General features: G+C 76.8%; 16 protein-coding genes. 12 read left to right on the top strand and 4 right to left on the bottom strand.

The genetic code is table 11. From position 1 onward, the window contains the following. Positions 1-18 precede the first annotated feature (18 nt). The 7 genes from CHB98_RS17245 to CHB98_RS17225 all read left to right on the top strand — a co-directional run bounded on the left by CHB98_RS17245 (position 19) and on the right by CHB98_RS17225 (position 3475). On the top strand, positions 19-444 hold the full coding sequence (locus CHB98_RS17245) for a hypothetical protein (protein WP_089306893.1): 426 nt from the start codon (positions 19-21) through the stop codon (positions 442-444). Positions 445-490: 46 nt separating this feature from the next. Next, positions 491-652 (top strand): hypothetical protein, encoded by a 162-nt coding sequence (locus CHB98_RS21800; protein ID WP_179224619.1) that lies wholly within the window; start codon positions 491-493, stop codon positions 650-652. Positions 653-689: 37 nt separating this feature from the next. After that, positions 690-1079 (top strand): lipopolysaccharide assembly protein LapA domain-containing protein, encoded by a 390-nt coding sequence (locus CHB98_RS22520; protein WP_245821307.1) that lies wholly within the window; start codon positions 690-692, stop codon positions 1077-1079. A gap of 78 nt (positions 1080-1157) precedes the next feature. Then, a complete protein-coding gene (locus CHB98_RS17235) occupies positions 1158-1370 on the top strand; it encodes a hypothetical protein (protein WP_089306823.1) in 213 nt (70 codons plus the stop codon). A 31-nt stretch (positions 1371-1401) separates the two neighbouring features. After that, positions 1402-1572 (top strand): hypothetical protein, encoded by a 171-nt coding sequence (locus tag CHB98_RS21795; RefSeq protein ID WP_179224617.1) that lies wholly within the window; start codon positions 1402-1404, stop codon positions 1570-1572. A gap of 52 nt (positions 1573-1624) precedes the next feature. Then, the gene (locus CHB98_RS17230) at positions 1625-2380 is read left to right on the top strand and encodes a 3-hydroxybutyrate dehydrogenase (RefSeq protein WP_089306822.1); all 756 of its coding nucleotides are present in this window, start codon (positions 1625-1627) and stop codon (positions 2378-2380) included. Between the two features lie 213 nt (positions 2381-2593). Continuing rightward, positions 2594-3475, top strand: coding sequence for a 3-methyladenine DNA glycosylase (locus tag CHB98_RS17225; protein WP_089306821.1), 882 nt, complete (start codon positions 2594-2596; stop codon positions 3473-3475). Positions 3476-3518: 43 nt separating this feature from the next. Here the strand turns inward: CHB98_RS17225 and CHB98_RS17220 are convergent, their stop codons facing one another. Further along, positions 3519-5183 carry a tannase/feruloyl esterase family alpha/beta hydrolase gene (locus CHB98_RS17220; RefSeq protein ID WP_089306820.1) on the bottom strand — a complete coding sequence of 555 codons (1665 nt, stop codon included), beginning with the start codon at positions 5181-5183 and terminating at the stop codon, positions 3519-3521. Between the two features lie 193 nt (positions 5184-5376). Between CHB98_RS17220 and CHB98_RS17215 the strand changes: the two genes are divergently transcribed. After that, positions 5377-6231 carry a tyrosine-protein phosphatase gene (locus CHB98_RS17215; protein ID WP_089306819.1) on the top strand — a complete coding sequence of 285 codons (855 nt, stop codon included), beginning with the start codon at positions 5377-5379 and terminating at the stop codon, positions 6229-6231. Here CHB98_RS17215 and CHB98_RS17210 read toward each other — a convergent pair. The 3 genes from CHB98_RS17210 to CHB98_RS17205 form a co-directional block, all read right to left on the bottom strand. Continuing rightward, the gene (locus CHB98_RS17210; RefSeq protein ID WP_089306818.1) at positions 6228-8315 is read right to left on the bottom strand and encodes a sensor domain-containing diguanylate cyclase; all 2088 of its coding nucleotides are present in this window, start codon (positions 8313-8315) and stop codon (positions 6228-6230) included. The genes CHB98_RS17215 and CHB98_RS17210 overlap by 4 nt on opposite strands. A 213-nt stretch (positions 8316-8528) precedes the next feature. Continuing rightward, entirely contained in the window at positions 8529-8678 is a 150-nt protein-coding gene (locus tag CHB98_RS21790; RefSeq protein ID WP_179224616.1) for a hypothetical protein, read from the bottom strand. A 136-nt stretch (positions 8679-8814) separates the two neighbouring features. Further along, complete coding sequence (locus CHB98_RS17205) at positions 8815-10527, bottom strand: phosphoenolpyruvate--protein phosphotransferase (RefSeq protein WP_089306817.1); 1713 nt, start codon at positions 10525-10527, stop codon at positions 8815-8817. Positions 10528-10686: 159 nt separating this feature from the next. On the opposite strand from CHB98_RS17205, the gene CHB98_RS17200 reads away from it, so the two are divergent. The 4 genes from CHB98_RS17200 to CHB98_RS17185 are packed head-to-tail and all read left to right on the top strand — an operon-like array spanning position 10687 to position 14927. Further along, positions 10687-11454 carry a DeoR/GlpR family DNA-binding transcription regulator gene (locus CHB98_RS17200; RefSeq protein ID WP_089306892.1) on the top strand — a complete coding sequence of 256 codons (768 nt, stop codon included), beginning with the start codon at positions 10687-10689 and terminating at the stop codon, positions 11452-11454. Continuing rightward, complete coding sequence (locus CHB98_RS17195; protein ID WP_089306816.1) at positions 11451-12485, top strand: 1-phosphofructokinase family hexose kinase; 1035 nt, start codon at positions 11451-11453, stop codon at positions 12483-12485. Before CHB98_RS17200 ends, CHB98_RS17195 begins: the two co-directional genes overlap by 4 nt. Positions 12486-12504: 19 nt before the next feature. Then, on the top strand, positions 12505-14613 hold the full coding sequence (locus CHB98_RS17190) for a PTS fructose transporter subunit IIABC (RefSeq protein ID WP_089306815.1): 2109 nt from the start codon (positions 12505-12507) through the stop codon (positions 14611-14613). 53 nt (positions 14614-14666) lie between these two features. Beyond that, positions 14667-14927, top strand: a complete 261-nt coding sequence (locus CHB98_RS17185) for an HPr family phosphocarrier protein (RefSeq protein ID WP_089306814.1) — start codon at positions 14667-14669, stop codon at positions 14925-14927. Positions 14928-14989: the final 62 nt, after the last annotated feature.

Raw genomic sequence — 14989 nt, 5'->3', positions numbered from 1 at the left:
GCACCGCAGGATGACCCGGTGAGCACCGACCGCAGCCGCCCCGACCTCGACGACACCACCGTGGAGGGCCTGGGCAAGCTCTCCGAGGCCCTGGAGACCATCGAGCAGGCCCGCGGCCAGCTCTACGGCTTCCACCAGCACTCCGGCAAGGCCGACCTGCTGCTGCAGGACGCGGTGCGGCTGCTCCGCGAGGCCGGGCACACCACGCTGGCCGACGACATCGAGCGGGACCTCGTCGGCCGCAACGTCATCGCCGACCGGTGGACCTTCCAGATCGTCGAGGACTACGACGCCAACTACTGGTCGGTCTTCCGCGCCTTCGACGAGCGCGCCCGCACAGAGCTGGCCGACGGCGACCGGCACGTGTTCGAGGCCCGGATGAAGCAGCGCGAGCGCAGCGCCGGCCACCCGGCGCACGAGGCGGGGCCCGCGCTGTCGGAGTAGGGCCCGCCGGGTCGCCGTCCGGACGACGCCGACGCAGACTCGGGCCATGACCATGCCGGAGCCCGACGAGCCGCGCGACGTCCCGCCCCTCGGCGGGGAGACGGCACCGCCCGGCGACCCCGACTCGCAGGGCGGCACGCCCGGCCCGGCCGACGGGGTGGCCGGCCCGAGCTGGCCGCCGGCCGGCAGCGAGCCGGACGCACGCTGACCGTGCGCGCGGCCGCGGCCGGGACGAGACTCGACCCGTGACCGCCCCAGGCTCCGACCCCACGCGCGCGCGACCCGCCACCGACTCCACGACCACCCCCGGGGCGACGACACCGGGGAACACGACACCGGGGAACACGACACCGGGGACCACCGCGCCCGCGACCGGCTCCCCCGGCCGGACCCCGGCCCGCGAGCGCCACCCCGGGCGCGCCATCGGCCGCACCCTGGCCCTGGCGCTGCTGCTGTTCGTCACCGTCGTCCTGGTGCTGTTCGTCGTCTACAACGGCCAGACCGTGCAGATCAGCCTGGTCTTCGCCGACGTGCAGGCGCCCCTGGTGCTGGCACTGGTCATCGCCGCCGCGCTCGGCGGCCTGCTGGTCGGGCTGGCCGGCCTGGTGCTGCGGGCCCGCCGCCGGAACGGCTGACCGGGCCGGTCGCCCGGGCATGGACGGTGCATCGCCCGGGCATGTCCCCCCGCGACCGGAACGACAGGGAGGACGACGATGACCGACCCCGAGGGCAGCGACCGGATCCAGGACGTCCCCACCTCGTCCGGGAGCGGCGGCGACAGCAGCACCGGGACGGGCTTCGACGACGTCCCCCTCACCCGCGAGGAGGCCGTCGAGCGCGACGCGGCGCAGCCCGACGACCTGCCGGCCCGGGCCGACAGCGACCCGGCGCGCGCCCAGCGCGGCGGGCCCGGCGGCAGCCTGTGACCCGGCGGCCCCCACGACGCGAGGAGACGACATGAGCGACCCGCAGCCGGCGACCGGCGGCACCGGCCCGTCGGAGGACAACCTGGTCGACGGCGTCACCGGTGAGGACCGGTCCGACGGCGGCGAGCGCGACGAGGTCACGCTGACCACGGACGACGACGCCCAGGACGACGACGCCCCGGTCAAGCCGGGCAACAGCTGACCGCGCCCCCCGCCGTGCGGCCGGACGGCGGGAGGCCCTAGCGTGCGGCGGCATGGCGGACTCAGGGACCCTCAGCGGACGGCGCGCACTCGTCACCGGCGGCGCCTCGGGCATCGGCCGGGCGTGCGCCGTCCGGCTGGCGCAGGCCGGCGCGGAGGTGGTCGTCGTCGACCGGGACGGCACGGCGGCGCAGGAGGTGGCGGCCGCGGTCGGGGGGACGTCGGTCGCCGTCGACCTGTCCGACCTCGACGCGGTGGACGGCCTGGACCTCGACGTCGACGTGCTGGTGAACAACGCGGGGCTGCAGCACGTGGCGCCGCTGCACGAGTTCCCGGTGGACCGCTTCTCGCTCATCCTGCGGCTGATGCTGGAGACGCCGTTCCGGCTGGTCCGCGGCGCGCTGCCGCACATGTACGGCCGCGGGTGGGGCCGGGTGGTGAACATCAGCTCGGTGCACGGGCTGCGCGCCTCGCCGTTCAAGAGCGCCTACGTGACCGCCAAGCACGGCCTCGAGGGGTTGTCCAAGGTGATCGCGCTGGAGGGCGCCCCGCACGGGGTCACCTCCAACTGCGTCAACCCCGCCTACGTGCGCACGCCGCTGGTGGAGAACCAGATCGCCGACCAGGCGCGGGTGCACGGCATGTCGGAGGACGAGGTGGTGGCGCAGGTGATGCTGGCGCCGGCGGCGGTCAAGCGGCTCATCGAGCCGGAGGAGGTCGCCGAGGCGGTGCACTACCTGTGCTCGCCGGTCGCGGCCTCGATGACCGGCAGCTCACTGGTGATGGACGGAGGGTGGAGCGCCCACTGAAGGAGGTCCTCCTGCACGGGGCCGTTCCAGCACCTCACCCCCGCCGGCAGACCTCCTGGTCCGGGCCGTGCGGCCGCTCGTCCGCGGGGTGCTGCCGCACGTAGGCGTGCAACCCCAGGCCGCAGGAGAGCGGCTCGCCGGTCATGGGCCGATGGTCGGCCCGCGCACGCTGGCCGGACACGGTCGGAGGTCCCTGCCGCCTACCCTGGCCGGGTGCCCGCCGTCCCCGCCCGCCTGCCGGCGGTGGAGTGGGCGGCGCGGGTGCGGGCGCACGCGGGGCGGGCCGACGCGCTGACCGCCGGGCACCGCGCCCGGCGGGCCACCGGCACCCCGCACCCGGTCGAGGACTTCCTGTTCGAGTACTACAGCGCGCGGCCGGCCCAGCTGCGCCGCTGGCACCCGGGCGCCGGGGCCGTCCTGCTCCCCGGCGCGGACGGCCCGGCGGAGCACGCGTCCTGGCGCTGGTACGCCACCGGCGACGACGGCGCGGTCGCCCTGGACCGCCCCGCCTTCCTCGCCGACCGCGGGGACACCGTCGCCTTCGTCGCCCGGCTGCTGGCCGCGACCGCAGCCCGGCCGGCGTTCACCGGCTGCTTCGGCCTGCACGAGTGGGCGATGGTCTACCGGGACGACGGGCACCGCCACCCGCTGCCGCTGCGCCTGGGCCAGGCCGGCACCGACGCCGTCGTCGAGGCCCACCCGATCCGCTGCTCGCACGTGGACGCGTTCCGCTTCTTCACCCCGGCCGCCGCCGGCCGCAACCGGCTGCAGCCCACCCGCGACACCCAGGTCGACCTCGAGCAGCCCGGCTGCCTGCACGCCACCATGGACGTCTACAAGTGGGCCTACAAGCTGGGCCCGGCCGTCCCCGGCGAGCTGCTGCTGGACTGCTTCGTGCTCGCCGCCGACGTCCGCGAGCTGGACATGCGCGCCTCCCCGTACGACCTGCACGCCGCCGGCTACCGGCCGGTGCCGATCGAGACGCCGGAGGGCAAGGCGGAGTACGTGGCCGCGCAGCGGGCGTTCGCCGCCCGCGGCGCGGGGCTGCGGGCCCGGCTGCTCGACGTGTGCCGGGGGCTGCTGCCCGCCGCCTGAGCGGGCCCGCGCGGAGTCTGCGCCGCGCGGGCCCGCCGGCCGGTCAGCCGGTCACGCAGGCGAAGCTGGCCGCCGAGTCGGGACTGCCCCCGGTGTACTCCGGGTGCGCCGGGTACTCGCACAGCGGCCGCTCGCGGGTGGCCCCGGGGTTGGTGTCCTGCACCACCGGGTCGACCGGGGCGGTGTCCTCGGTGACCCAGCGGTCCAGCGCGGTCAGGGAGTCCCAGCCGGCCGCGAACGGCGTGGCCACGTTGGCGTGGTTGGCGCCCGGGACGAGGTAGAAGCGCGCGAAGGCGTCCACCTCGCGCTGCCCGAGGTCGGCGACCAGCCGCTCCCAGTAGTCCACCGTGGCCCGGTGGCTGACCAGCTCGTCGGCCGTCCCGTGCACCATCAGCAGCTTGCCGCCGTTCTTCCGGAACTTCTTGTAGTCGGTGCTGTTGACGTCCTGCAGCGCGGTGAGGTCGGAGATGCGCTGCTCCCACGCGCCGGGCGCCAGCGGGTCCAGGGTCAGGGAGTCGTAGGCCGGGTCGCGCGTCACGGCGTACTTCACCCACGCGTCCCAGAACTGCATGCCGTACCCGGCCGTCGTCGGCATCGGGGTCGCCGGCGGGGTGGTGCCCATGCCGAGCAGCGGCGTGGACATGTCCGCACCGGAGAGGAACGGGAAGCCCGGGTAGCCGGTCTCCCCGCTGGCCAGCTCGTACGGGAAGGTGATCGCGCTGGAGAGGGCCCGGACCGCGCCGATCTGGGCGTCGGACAGGCAGCCGTCGCCGTCGTCCTGCCCCGTCGGGCAGCGGAGGACGACGGGGTCGAACCGGCACCCGGCCTCGTCGCCGACGACGCCGTCCACCAGCCCGTCGAGGCCGTCGCAGGCGGCGATGACGGCGCCGTAGAGCAGCACCTGCTGCGCCGGCCGCGGGAAGGCCCCCGGGACGGCGAGCTGCCGGGTCGCGTACCCGAAGAAGAGGTCCAGCGCTGCGGCGTTGAAGGCGGGGTACACGCTGATGACCCCGTCGAAGTCCCGGCCCCAGCGCTGCGCGACGGCCAGCGCCTCGCGCCCGCCGGTGGAGCCACCGGCGAAGTAGGTCTGCCGCGGCCCCTCGTCGTAGTACCGCCCGATGAGGAAGACGGCGGCGTCCCGCGTCTTCTTCAGCGCGTCGCCGGCGAAGTTCCGCAGCGCCTCGTCGTTGGCCAGGAACTCCCCGTACAGCGAGGGGGTCGGCGTGAAGCCTGCGGGCGTCTGGTGCCCGGAGTCGCTGGCGAAGGTCGCGTACCCGCGGCCCAGCGGCCGCAGCGCGTCGTCCGGACCGAAGGGCACGTTCTGGTCGAGCTTGGGGATGGTGCCGTTGTAGCCGCCGCCGCCGAACATCAGCGCCTTGGCGTTCCAGGTGGTCGGCAGCGCGACCGACATGCGGATGTCAGGCGCCGCGGGGTCCACCGGGTGCAGCGCGGCGGTCACCAGGCAGTGCTCCCCGATCGCCGTCGGGCCGGCACCCGAGGGAGCCACGACGGCGGCCTCGGTCACGTCGCCGCCGGTCGTCGGCAGGCCGATGGCGGAGGCGGGGACGGCGACGCCCACCAGCGCCGCGCAGCGGGCGGCCGTGTCGGCGGCCTCCCCGGTGGCACCGGCCGGGGACACCCAGCCGAGTGCGGCGACGAGGGCGAGGCCCACTCCCGCCGCGGCGGTCCTGGCTCTGGTCAGGCGCATGGGACTCCTGTCGGGTCGACGACGGACGCTCACGGGCGACCCACCGGATACGGGGAGTGGCCGGGGTCACACCCTAGGGAGCGGCTCCCCCGGCGGTCCACCCGGCCCGGGCACACCCCGCCGACGCCTGCAGCACACCGCGGGTGCACGCGGCCGATCTGGGGGCGTGGCCCGCGGGTCGTACGGTCGGGGGGTGACCTCCACGCGCACCGACCGCTGGCTGCGGCTCGACGGCACGACGAACACCCGCGACCTGGGCGGCCTGCCCACCGTCGACGGCGGGACGACGGTCCGCGGGCGGGTGCTGCGCAGCGACAACCTGCAGACCCTGAGCGAGGTCGACGTCCGCCGGCTGGTCGAGGACCTGCGGCTGCGCGAGGTCGTCGACCTGCGCTCCACCGCCGAGGTGCTGCTGGAGGGCCGCGGCCCGCTGCGCGCGGTGCCCGGGGTGCGGCACCGGCACTTCACCCTGCTGCCGGAGCGGGGTCACCACACCGACGTCTTCGCCGTCGAGGAGGCCGACGCCCCCGAGCTGCCGGCCGGCTGGGCGGAGTCGATCCTGCCGCGGCAGGTCGCCGAGGACGACCAGGAGGAGACGCCGGCGGTGCGCTCCTACCTCGGCTACCTGGCGCACCGGCCGGAGAACGTGGTGGCGGCGCTGCGCGCCCTGGCCGGGGACGGGTCCCCGGACGGTGGCGGCGCCACGGTCGTGCACTGCGCCGCGGGCAAGGACCGCACCGGCGTCGTGGTGGCCTTCGCCCTGGCGGTGGCCGGCGTGCCGGACGAGGAGATCGTCGCGGACTACGCCCTGACCGCCGAGGTCATCGACGACCTGGTCGCCAAGCTGGCCTCCTCGCCGACCTACGCCGAGGACATGCAGCGCCGCGACGTCGCCAGCCACACGCCCCGCGCGGAGACCATGCGGCGGCTGCTCGAGCTGCTGCACGAGCGGCACGGCGGGCCGCGGGGCTGGCTCACCGTGCACGGCTTCGGCCCCGGGGAGCAGGACGCGCTGCGCGCCCGCCTCCGCGACCAGCAGCCCGGCTAGGACCCGCCGCCGCGATCGGGGTCCCGCGGGGAGCGGACCGCCTGCGGCGGGACGGGCGTCCGCTTCTTGTGCCGGTACATCTCCGCGTCGGCGGTGCGCAGCAGCGCACCGGGGTCCCCGCCGGGCCCGCCGTGGACGGCGACGCCCACGGAGACGCCCACGTCGACGCGGGTCCCCTCCAGCCGGAACGGCTCGGTGAAGCAGCCGGTGACCCGGTCGACCACCCGCCCGGCGTCCCCGGGCCGGGCCAGGGCGGGCAGGACGACGGCGAACTCGTCCCCGCTGAGCCGGCCCACGGTGTCCCCGGGGCGCACCGCGGCGCGCAGCCGGGCGGCCACCTGCCGCAGCAGCTCGTCGCCCGCGGCGTGCCCGAGGGAGTCGTTGACCGCCTTGAACCGGTCGAGGTCGCAGAACAGCACGCCGACGTGCTGCCCGGCCCCCGCGCCGGCCAGCGCCCCGGCCAGCGTGTCGAGGAAGAGCACCCGGTTGGGCAGCCCGGTGAGGACGTCGTGGGTGGCCTGGTGCCGGACGGTCTCCAGCAGGCGGGCCCGCTGCAGGGCCGTGGCGGCCTGGTCCCCCACGCCGCGCAGCCGGGCGAGGGTGTCGCCGACCAGCCCGCGCGCCCGCCCGGCCGGCCAGCCGGCGGTGACCACGCCGAGGAAGGTGCGGCCGGCGAGGACGGGGACCGCGACGACGTCGCCGACGGCCATGCCCAGCAGCAGGTCGCGCAGCACCGGGCTGCTGGACTGCGGCCGCAGGAAGCGCGGCGCCCGGTCGGCCAGCATGCCGACCAGCTCCGGGACGTCCTCGGCGTGCAGCGGGGTGGCGTGCAGCAGGGCGGCGGCCTCGCCGGTGTGGCCGGCCGCGGCCGACGCGCGCAGGCAGCCGGACGCCGGGTCCCACAGCAGGACCGCCGCGCTGTGGCAGCCGACCACCCGGGGCAGGGCCTCGGCCACCACGGCGGACACCGCGGCGGCCTCGGTCGCCCCGGACAGCTCGTGGGCCAGACCGAGCAGCGCGCCGGCGCGGTCGGCCTCCTCCCGGGAGCTGTCCAGGGCGAGGACCAGGTCGAGCGCCGCGGCGGCGTAGCCGGCGTAGGCGGCCAGCATCGGCTGCTCGTGCCCGAGCTCCCCGCCGCCGGGCCGGTAGACCACGGCCAGCCGGCCGTGGTGGCGCCGCGCCGAGGTGACGTCCACCGCGACCACGTGCGGGCCGGGGTCCCCGCCGGCCAGCAGCGTGGCGGCCAGGCCGGCGCGCTGGTCCTCGGGCACGCCGGCGGCGTGCACCCTCGGCGGGCCACCCGCGGGGTCGGCCACGGCCAGGAGGTACCCGGGCGCCAGCACCGCGGCGGCGGCCCGCTCGACGATGCGCTGCAGGACCGAGTCGGCGTCCTCGCTGGCGACCAGGTCGGCGGCCGCGGACTGCAGGGCGCCCAGCTGCTGGCGCAGCGCCACCAGCTCGGGGTCGGCCGCGGGCCGGCGCCGGGCGCCCCGCTGCCACCCGCGCCGCTGCCAGCTGAGCCGGTAGACGCAGGCCGGGTGGCCGTCGGACTCGCACTCGGGGTGCTCCAGGTCCGCCGGCGGGAGGCCGAAGATGGTGGGCACCATGCCGATGAGGCCCTGGGCGTACTCGCAGTCCAGGCGGGAGTGCCGGTAGCCCTCGTGCAGGGTGTAGCTCAGCGTGGCCGAGGTGCCGCTCGCGGCCAGCACGCGCATCGTGGAGGTGGTGGAGAACTTGGCCACCGCGCGGGGCAGCTGCCGGTAGACCTGCCGCGGTGAGCCCATGGTGCGGACCAGCAGCACCAGCGCGGGGTGCAGCCCGTTGCCGAGCGCCTCGCGCCCGACACGGAACATCGTCCGGGGCTCGCCGAGCACCTCGGTCGCGGCGGTGAACAGCCGGATGCGGGTGTCGTAGCTCGTCCAGCGTGACGGCTCGGACAGTTCCGCCGCCGAGTGCGGCACGCCGGCGTGCCGCAGCACCGCCTCGACCGCCCCGTCCCCACCCTGGTGGCGGACGTGCGCCAGCAGCAGCGCGGTCGTCGCGCCGGAGGTCTCCCGCGGCTCGCCCGCCGGCCCGGCGCTCACCGCCGGCCGCCGGGGCGCGCGGCGCCCGCGCCACGGGCGGACAGTGTGCTCACGGCCGGGGTATCGGCACGCGGCGCCGGACGGTTGAGCCGGCCCACCCGTCGGGGGGGAGCCACCGCGGCGGCCGTCCCCCCGGACGGCAGCGACCCCGGTCCTCGTCGTCCGAGGCCGGGGTCGCGCACGTCGTCCCTCCCGGGGGAGGGGCCCCGCGCGTCAGCGCAGGGAGGTGAAGCTGCTGTTCGCCATCGTGAGCAGCTCGTCGCGCATCGCCGGGCTGCTGGTGCGCGCGAGGGCGCGGTCCAGCGCCCGGCGCGTCCGCGCCGCCTGCCGACGCTGCCGCCAGCTGGAGGTCACGCTCGTCATCTCTCGTCGCCTTCTTCCGGTCTCGTCCCGCCTGACACCCAGCACAATGCAGGTGCAGCATCGAGTATTCCGAAGAAAACCAGGCGCAGGACGAGATGTGACGACGATCCCTCACCCGTGTGGGGTGAGGGGCGGGCTACTCCACGCCGAGCTCCCGGCGCGCCGCCGCCCGCGCGTCGTGCGGGTCGTCGGTGGCCAGCGCGGCCTGCGCCGCCCGCCGGCAGGCCTCGGTGTCGACGACGGCCAGCCGGGCCCCGACCCCGGCGATCGACGACGCGGCGCAGGACAGCGAGGTGACGCCCAGGCCGACGAGGACGCAGGCCAGCAGCGGGTCGGCGGCGGCCTCCCCGCAGACCCCGACCGGCTTCCCGGTGCGCCGGCCCGCCTCGGCGGTCGCCTGCACCAGGGCGAGCAGCGCCGGCTGCCACGGGTCGGTGAGGTCGGCGAGGTCCGCGGACAGCCGGTCGGCGGCCAGCGTGTACTGCGACAGGTCGTTGGTGCCGATCGACAGGAAGTCCACCTCGCGCAGCAGCCGATCGGCCATGAGCGCCGCCGAGGGGATCTCCACCATCACCCCCGGGGTCAGCCCGCGGGCCCGCACCCGCTGCCCGAAGTCCCGGGCCTCGGCCACCGTGGCGACCATCGGGGCCATCACCCACGGCTCGGCGCCCGTCCGCCGGGCGGCCTCGGCCACCGCGTCCAGCTGCCGCTCGAGCAGGCCCGGGTCCCGGCGGGCCACCCGCAGCCCGCGGACGCCGAGGGCCGGGTTCTCCTCGTCGGGCATGGTGGCGAAGGCCAGCGGCTTGTCCGACCCGGCGTCCAGCGTGCGGACGACGACCCGCTGTCCCGGGAAGGCCTCGAGGACCGCGGCGTAGCCGGCCGCCTGCTCCTCCACCGACGGCTCCTCGGCCCGGCTGAGGAACGCCAGCTCGGTGCGCAGCAGCCCGACCCCCTCGGCGTGCCGGGCCGCGGCGGCCCGCGCGCCGGCGCCGTCCTGCACGTTGGCCAGCACCTTGACCTCCAGCCCGTCACGGGTGCGGCCGGGACCGCGGTAGCCGGCCAGCGCCGCGGCGGCGGCCCGCGAGGCCTCGACCCGGGCGCGCGCGTCGGCCGGGTCGGGCTCGACGGTGACCGTGCCGCGCTCGCCGTCGAGCAGCACGGCGACACCCTCCGGGACGTCGGCCAGGCCGGCGACGGCGACCACGCAGGGCAGCCCCAGCTGGCGGGCGATGATCGCGGTGTGGCTGGTCGTGCCGCCCAGCCGGGTGGCCAGGCCGGTGATCCGCTCGGGGTCCAGCCCCGCGGTGTCGGCCGGCGCGAGGTCGTCGGCCAGCAGCACCGACGGCTCGTCCGGGCTCGGCACGCCCGGCTCCCCCTGCCCGGTCAGCTCCGCGACGATCCGGTCGCGGACGTCGCGGACGTCGGTCACCCGCTCGGCCATGAGCCCGCCGAGGGAGGTGAACAGGTCGACGAACTGCTGGGCCGCCTGCACGGTGGCCACGGCCGCGGGCGTGCCGGCGTCGATCCGCTGCTCGACCGCCGACAGCAGGCCGCGGTCGCGGGCCAGGCCGGCGGTCGTGGACAGCACCTCCGCGCTCACCCCGGTCGCGGCGGCGGCGCGGGCGGCCAGCCGGTCGGCGACCACCCCCGCCGCGGCGGCGAACCGGGCCTTCTCCCCCGCGCGCTGGCCCTCGGCGACCACGCCGCCGTCGTCGTCCGGCAGCACCACCGCCCCGGACGGGCGCACCACCGGCCCCCAGGCGACGCCCGGGACGACGGGCGTGCCCGGGAGCACCAGCGGGCCGGCGGCGGTTCCGGGGGCGGCGGTTCCGGGGGCCTGGACGGTCATGGGTGCCTCGCACGTGTCGGTGGCCGGAGGGTGAGGCGGAGATGGACGCCTGCTGAGACCAGGGTCACCACTGGGTGTTGACTTGTCAACACATCGGGCGTAGAACAACAGCAACGCAGGTCAAATCCAACACGATCGGGCATCAGCTGGGAGGTGGGCGTGTACGCCGAGGAGCGTCAGCAGACGATCGCCGCGCTGGTCGCCGACCGCGGGCGGGTCTCGGTGACCGCGCTCGCCGAGGAGTTCGGGGTCACCACCGAGACGGTGCGCCGCGACCTCGCCGCGCTGGAGCGTGCCGGGATGCTGCGCCGCGTGCACGGCGGCGCCGTCCCCGCCGGCGCGCTCACCTACGTCGAGACCGCCCTGGGCGAGCGGCACGGCACCCGCAGCGAGCAGAAGCGCAAGATCGCCGCCGCGGCGCTGGACCTGCTGCCCGCGACCGCCGGGAGCCTGCTGCTCGACGGCGGCAGCACCACCGCCGCCCTGGCCGAGCTGCTCCCCGGTGACCGCCGGCTGCTGGTGGCCACGCACTCGGTGCCGCACGCCGCCCGGCTGGCCGCCGTGCCGGGGATCGACCTGCACGTGCTGGGCGGCCGGGTCCGCGGCATCACCCAGTGCGCCGTGGGCGAGCGGGCGGTGACCGCCCTGGCCGACCTGCGGGTGGACGTCGTCGTTCTCGGCACCAACGGCGTCACCGCGGAGCACGGCTTCACCACCCCCGACGAGGCCGAGGCCTCGGTGAAGCGGGCGATGATCCGCGCCGGGCAGAAGGTCGTGGTGCTCGCCGACAGCAGCAAGTTCGGCCACGAGCACCTGGTCCGCTTCGCGACGCCGGCCGACGTCGACGTCCTGGTCACCGACGCCGAGGCCGCACCGGCCGACCTCGCCCGTCTCGAGGACGCCGGGATCGAGGTCGTGGTCGCATGAGTGCCCCTGTCGTCACCTTCACCGCCAACCCCAGCCTGGACCGCACGCTGGTGCTGCCCGGCCCGCTCCCCCGCGGCGGCGTCACCCGCCTGGCACCGAGCTCCACCGAGCCGGGCGGGAAGGGCGTCAACGTCGCCCGCGCGGTGGCCGCCGCCGGGTCGGACGTCCGCACCGTGCTGCCCGCGGCGGACGACGACCCGATCCTGCGGGCCCTGCACGGGCTGGGCCTGCCGACGGAGAGCGTGCCGGTCGCCGCCCCCGCGCGCACCAACTACAGCCTGGTGGAGCCCGACGGCACGACCACCAAGCTCAACGAGCCCGGCGCCCCGCTGGACGGCGCCGCCCGCGCCGCCCTGGCCGCCGCCCTGCACCGGCACGCGGAGGGCGCCCGCTGGGTGGTGCTGTCCGGCTCGCTGCCGCCGGGCACGCCGCTGGACTGGTACGCGGAGCTGGTCCGCTCGCTGCGCGACTCGGGGGCGCGGATCGCCGTCGACACCTCCGAGGCCCCGCTGCAGGCCCTGCTCGCCGCCGGCCCGGACGCCGCGCCGGACCTGCTCAAGCCCAACTCCGAGGAGCTCGCCCAGCTCTCCGGCGTGCCCGAGACCCACCTGACCACCAACCGCGCCGCCGCGCTGGCCGCGCTCTCCGAGCTGCACGCCCGGGGGGTCGCCGAGGTGCTGCTGACCCTGGGCGCCGACGGCGCGCTGCTGTCCTGCGCCGAGGGGGTCTGGTCGGCCACCCCGCCGCGGATCGCCGTCCGCAGCACCGTCGGCGCCGGCGACTGCAGCCTGGCCGGCTACGTGCTGGCCGACCTCGCCGGTGCCCCGCCGGCCGAGCGGCTGCGCAGCGCGGTCGCCCACGGCGCGGCCAGCGCCGCGCTCCCCGGGTCCGCCGTCCCGACGCCCGCGCAGGTGGCCGCCCTCCGCGTCGAGGTCTCCGGCGTCCGCACCGTGGGACTGCCCGGCACCGCCACCGCACCGCCGCACACCTCGATCACCACCGTCCCGGCCGCCGGCCGCGACGTCCACTGACCCCTCCGGAGGCTGGGCCATGCCCGACCTGATCACCCCCGACCTGGTGGCGCTCGACGCCGACCTGGGCTCCGACAAGGCCACCGTGGTGCGCCGCCTGGCCGCGCTGGTCGCCGGCGCCGGGCGGGCCACCGCCGCCGACGGCCTGGCCGACGACGCCCTCGCCCGCGAGGCGCAGGCGGCCACCGGACTGCCCGGCGGCATCGCCATCCCGCACTGCCGCTCCGCCGCCGTCACCGAGGCCTCGCTGGCCTTCGCCCGGCTGTCGCCGAAGGTGGACTTCGGCGCCCCGGACGGCCCGGCCGACCTGGTCTTCCTCATCGCCGCGCCGGCCCACGGCGACGCCGACCACCTCACGCTGCTCACCGCCCTGGCCCGCGCGCTGGTGCGGCCGGAGTTCGTGTCCTCGCTGCGCGCGGCCGGCTCCCCGGCCGAGGTCGTGCGGCTGGTGCAGGAGGTCGTCGCCCCCGAGCCGGCGACCGCCCCCGTGGGCTCCCCCGCCGGCGCGCCGGCCCCCACCCCGGCGCCGGCCGCGGCACCGGCCGCCGCCCGCCGCAGCGTGGTCGTGGTCAGCGCCTGCCCGACCGGCATCGCGCACACCTACATGGCCGCCGACAAGCTCACCGCCGCCGGGCAGGCGGCCGGCGTCGACGTGCACGTGGAGACGCAGGGCTCCTCGGGCGCCACCCCGCTGGACCCGGCGGTCATCCGGGCCGCCGACGCGGTCGTCTTCGCCGTCGACGTGGGTGTCCGGGACCGCGACCGGTTCGCCGGCAAGCCGCTGGTGCAGTCGGGCACCAAGCGGGCGATCAACGAGCCCGACGTGATGATCCGCGAGGCCCTGGCCGCCGCGGACGACCCGAACGCCCCCCGGGTGCCCGGTGGCGCCGGTGGGGCGGCCGAGCCCGCCGCGGCCGCCGGGTCGGCCGGCACGGCCACCGAGATCCGCCGCTGGCTGCTCACCGGCGTCAGCTACATGATCCCGTTCGTCGCCGCGGGCGGTCTGCTCATCGCGCTGGGCTTCCTGTTCGGCGGCTACCAGATCGTCAACCCCAACCCGGCGTCGGAGGCCGGGGACAGCTATGCGCTGACCTGGGTGCTGAACAACTCCCTGCTGGACCTGCCGACGGCCCCGCCGACCGAGGGTCTCAACGACGGCCTCCTCGGCTACCTGGGCGCGGTGTGCACCGTGCTGGGCCAGGCCGCCTTCGGCTTCCTGGTCCCGGCGCTGGCCGGCTACATCGCCTACGCCATCGCCGACCGCCCCGGCATCGTGCCCGGCTTCGTCGTCGGCGCCGTGTCGGTGAGCGTGGGCGCCGGCTTCATCGGCGGCCTGGTCGGCGGCATCATCGCCGGCTTCGCGGCGCGGTGGATCAGCGGTTGGAAGCTGCCGGTCGGCGTCCGCGGCCTGCAGCCGGTCGTGATCATCCCACTGCTGGCCACGCTGATCGCCAGCGGTCTCATGGCCGTCGTCCTCGGCCGCCCGCTGGCCGCCGCCCTCACCGGGCTGGGCAACTGGCTCAACGGCCTGACCGGCACCTCGGCGGTGCTCCTCGGCATCATCCTCGGCCTGATGATGTGCTTCGACCTCGGCGGCCCGGTCAACAAGGCGGCCTACGTCTTCGCCACCACCGGGCTGGCCGCAGGCTCCGGCGCGCCGCTGGTCATCATGGCCACCGTCATGGCCGCCGGCATGGTCCCGCCGCTGGCGATGGCGCTGAGCACCGCGATCCGGCCGAAGCTGTACACCCCGGCCGAGCGGGACAACGGCAAGGCCGCCTGGCTGCTGGGCCTGTCGTTCATCTCCGAGGGCGCCATCCCGTTCGCCGCGGCCGACCCGCTGCGGGTCATCCCCTCGATGATGCTGGGCGGCGCGACCACCGGCGCGATCGTGGCGGCTTCGGGCATCGAGCTGCGGGCGCCGCACGGCGGGGTGTTCGTGTTCTTCGCGATCAGCAACTTCCTGCTGTTCCTGCTCGCGATCGCCATCGGCATGGTGGTGGGGGCCCTCGCGGTGACCATCGCGAAGAGCATCGGCCGGCCCCGGGCCGACGCCGTCCCCGGGGACGCCGTCGACATGGCCCACGGGCACTCCGCGGCCCCCGTCACCCAGCCGGCCAGGGCCTGAGCGGCCAGGCTGTGTCCCACCCGTCCGTCCGCCCCTGATCGAGGAGTTCCCCCATGCCCAGTCAGACCGTCACCGTCGGCTCCCGGGTCGGGCTGCACGCCCGGCCGGCGGCCCTGATCGCCGAGGCCGTCGGGAAGGCCGGCGTGCCGGTCACCCTGGCCACCCCCGGCGGCAACCCGGTGGACGCCGGGTCACCGCTGATGATCATGACGCTCGGCGCGAAGCAGGGGACGGAGGTCGTCGTGAGCAGCGACGACCCCGCCGTCCTCGACCAGATCGCCGGCCTGGTCGCCCAGGACCTCGACGCGGATTGACGGGCCACCCATCCCCCCACGCCTCGCACGCTCGGCGTGGGCCCCTGATGGGTGGCCGCCAC

Origin of the sequence: Geodermatophilus pulveris (assembly GCF_900188375.1) — a bacterium.
Lineage (GTDB): Bacteria > Actinomycetota > Actinomycetes > Mycobacteriales > Geodermatophilaceae > Geodermatophilus > Geodermatophilus pulveris.
This window is presented reverse-complemented; position numbering and strand designations above follow the sequence as displayed.

What these genes read in the sequence shown, in the direction of transcription:
- CHB98_RS21800 (WP_179224619.1), top strand. Translation starts at nt 491, where the DNA reads ATGACCATGCCGGAGCCCGACGAGCCGCGCGACGTCCCGCCCCTCGGC.
- CHB98_RS17235 (WP_089306823.1), top strand. Translation starts at nt 1,158, where the DNA reads ATGACCGACCCCGAGGGCAGCGACCGGATCCAGGACGTCCCCACCTCG.
- CHB98_RS21795 (WP_179224617.1), top strand. Translation starts at nt 1,402, where the DNA reads ATGAGCGACCCGCAGCCGGCGACCGGCGGCACCGGCCCGTCGGAGGAC.
- CHB98_RS17230 (WP_089306822.1), top strand. Translation starts at nt 1,625, where the DNA reads ATGGCGGACTCAGGGACCCTCAGCGGACGGCGCGCACTCGTCACCGGC.
- CHB98_RS17220 (WP_089306820.1), bottom strand. Translation starts at nt 5,183, where the DNA reads ATGCGCCTGACCAGAGCCAGGACCGCCGCGGCGGGAGTGGGCCTCGCC.
- CHB98_RS21790 (WP_179224616.1), bottom strand. Translation starts at nt 8,678, where the DNA reads ATGACGAGCGTGACCTCCAGCTGGCGGCAGCGTCGGCAGGCGGCGCGG.
- CHB98_RS17205 (WP_089306817.1), bottom strand. Translation starts at nt 10,527, where the DNA reads ATGACCGTCCAGGCCCCCGGAACCGCCGCCCCCGGAACCGCCGCCGGC.
- CHB98_RS17195 (WP_089306816.1), top strand. Translation starts at nt 11,451, where the DNA reads ATGAGTGCCCCTGTCGTCACCTTCACCGCCAACCCCAGCCTGGACCGC.
- CHB98_RS17190 (WP_089306815.1), top strand. Translation starts at nt 12,505, where the DNA reads ATGCCCGACCTGATCACCCCCGACCTGGTGGCGCTCGACGCCGACCTG.
- CHB98_RS17185 (WP_089306814.1), top strand. Translation starts at nt 14,667, where the DNA reads ATGCCCAGTCAGACCGTCACCGTCGGCTCCCGGGTCGGGCTGCACGCC.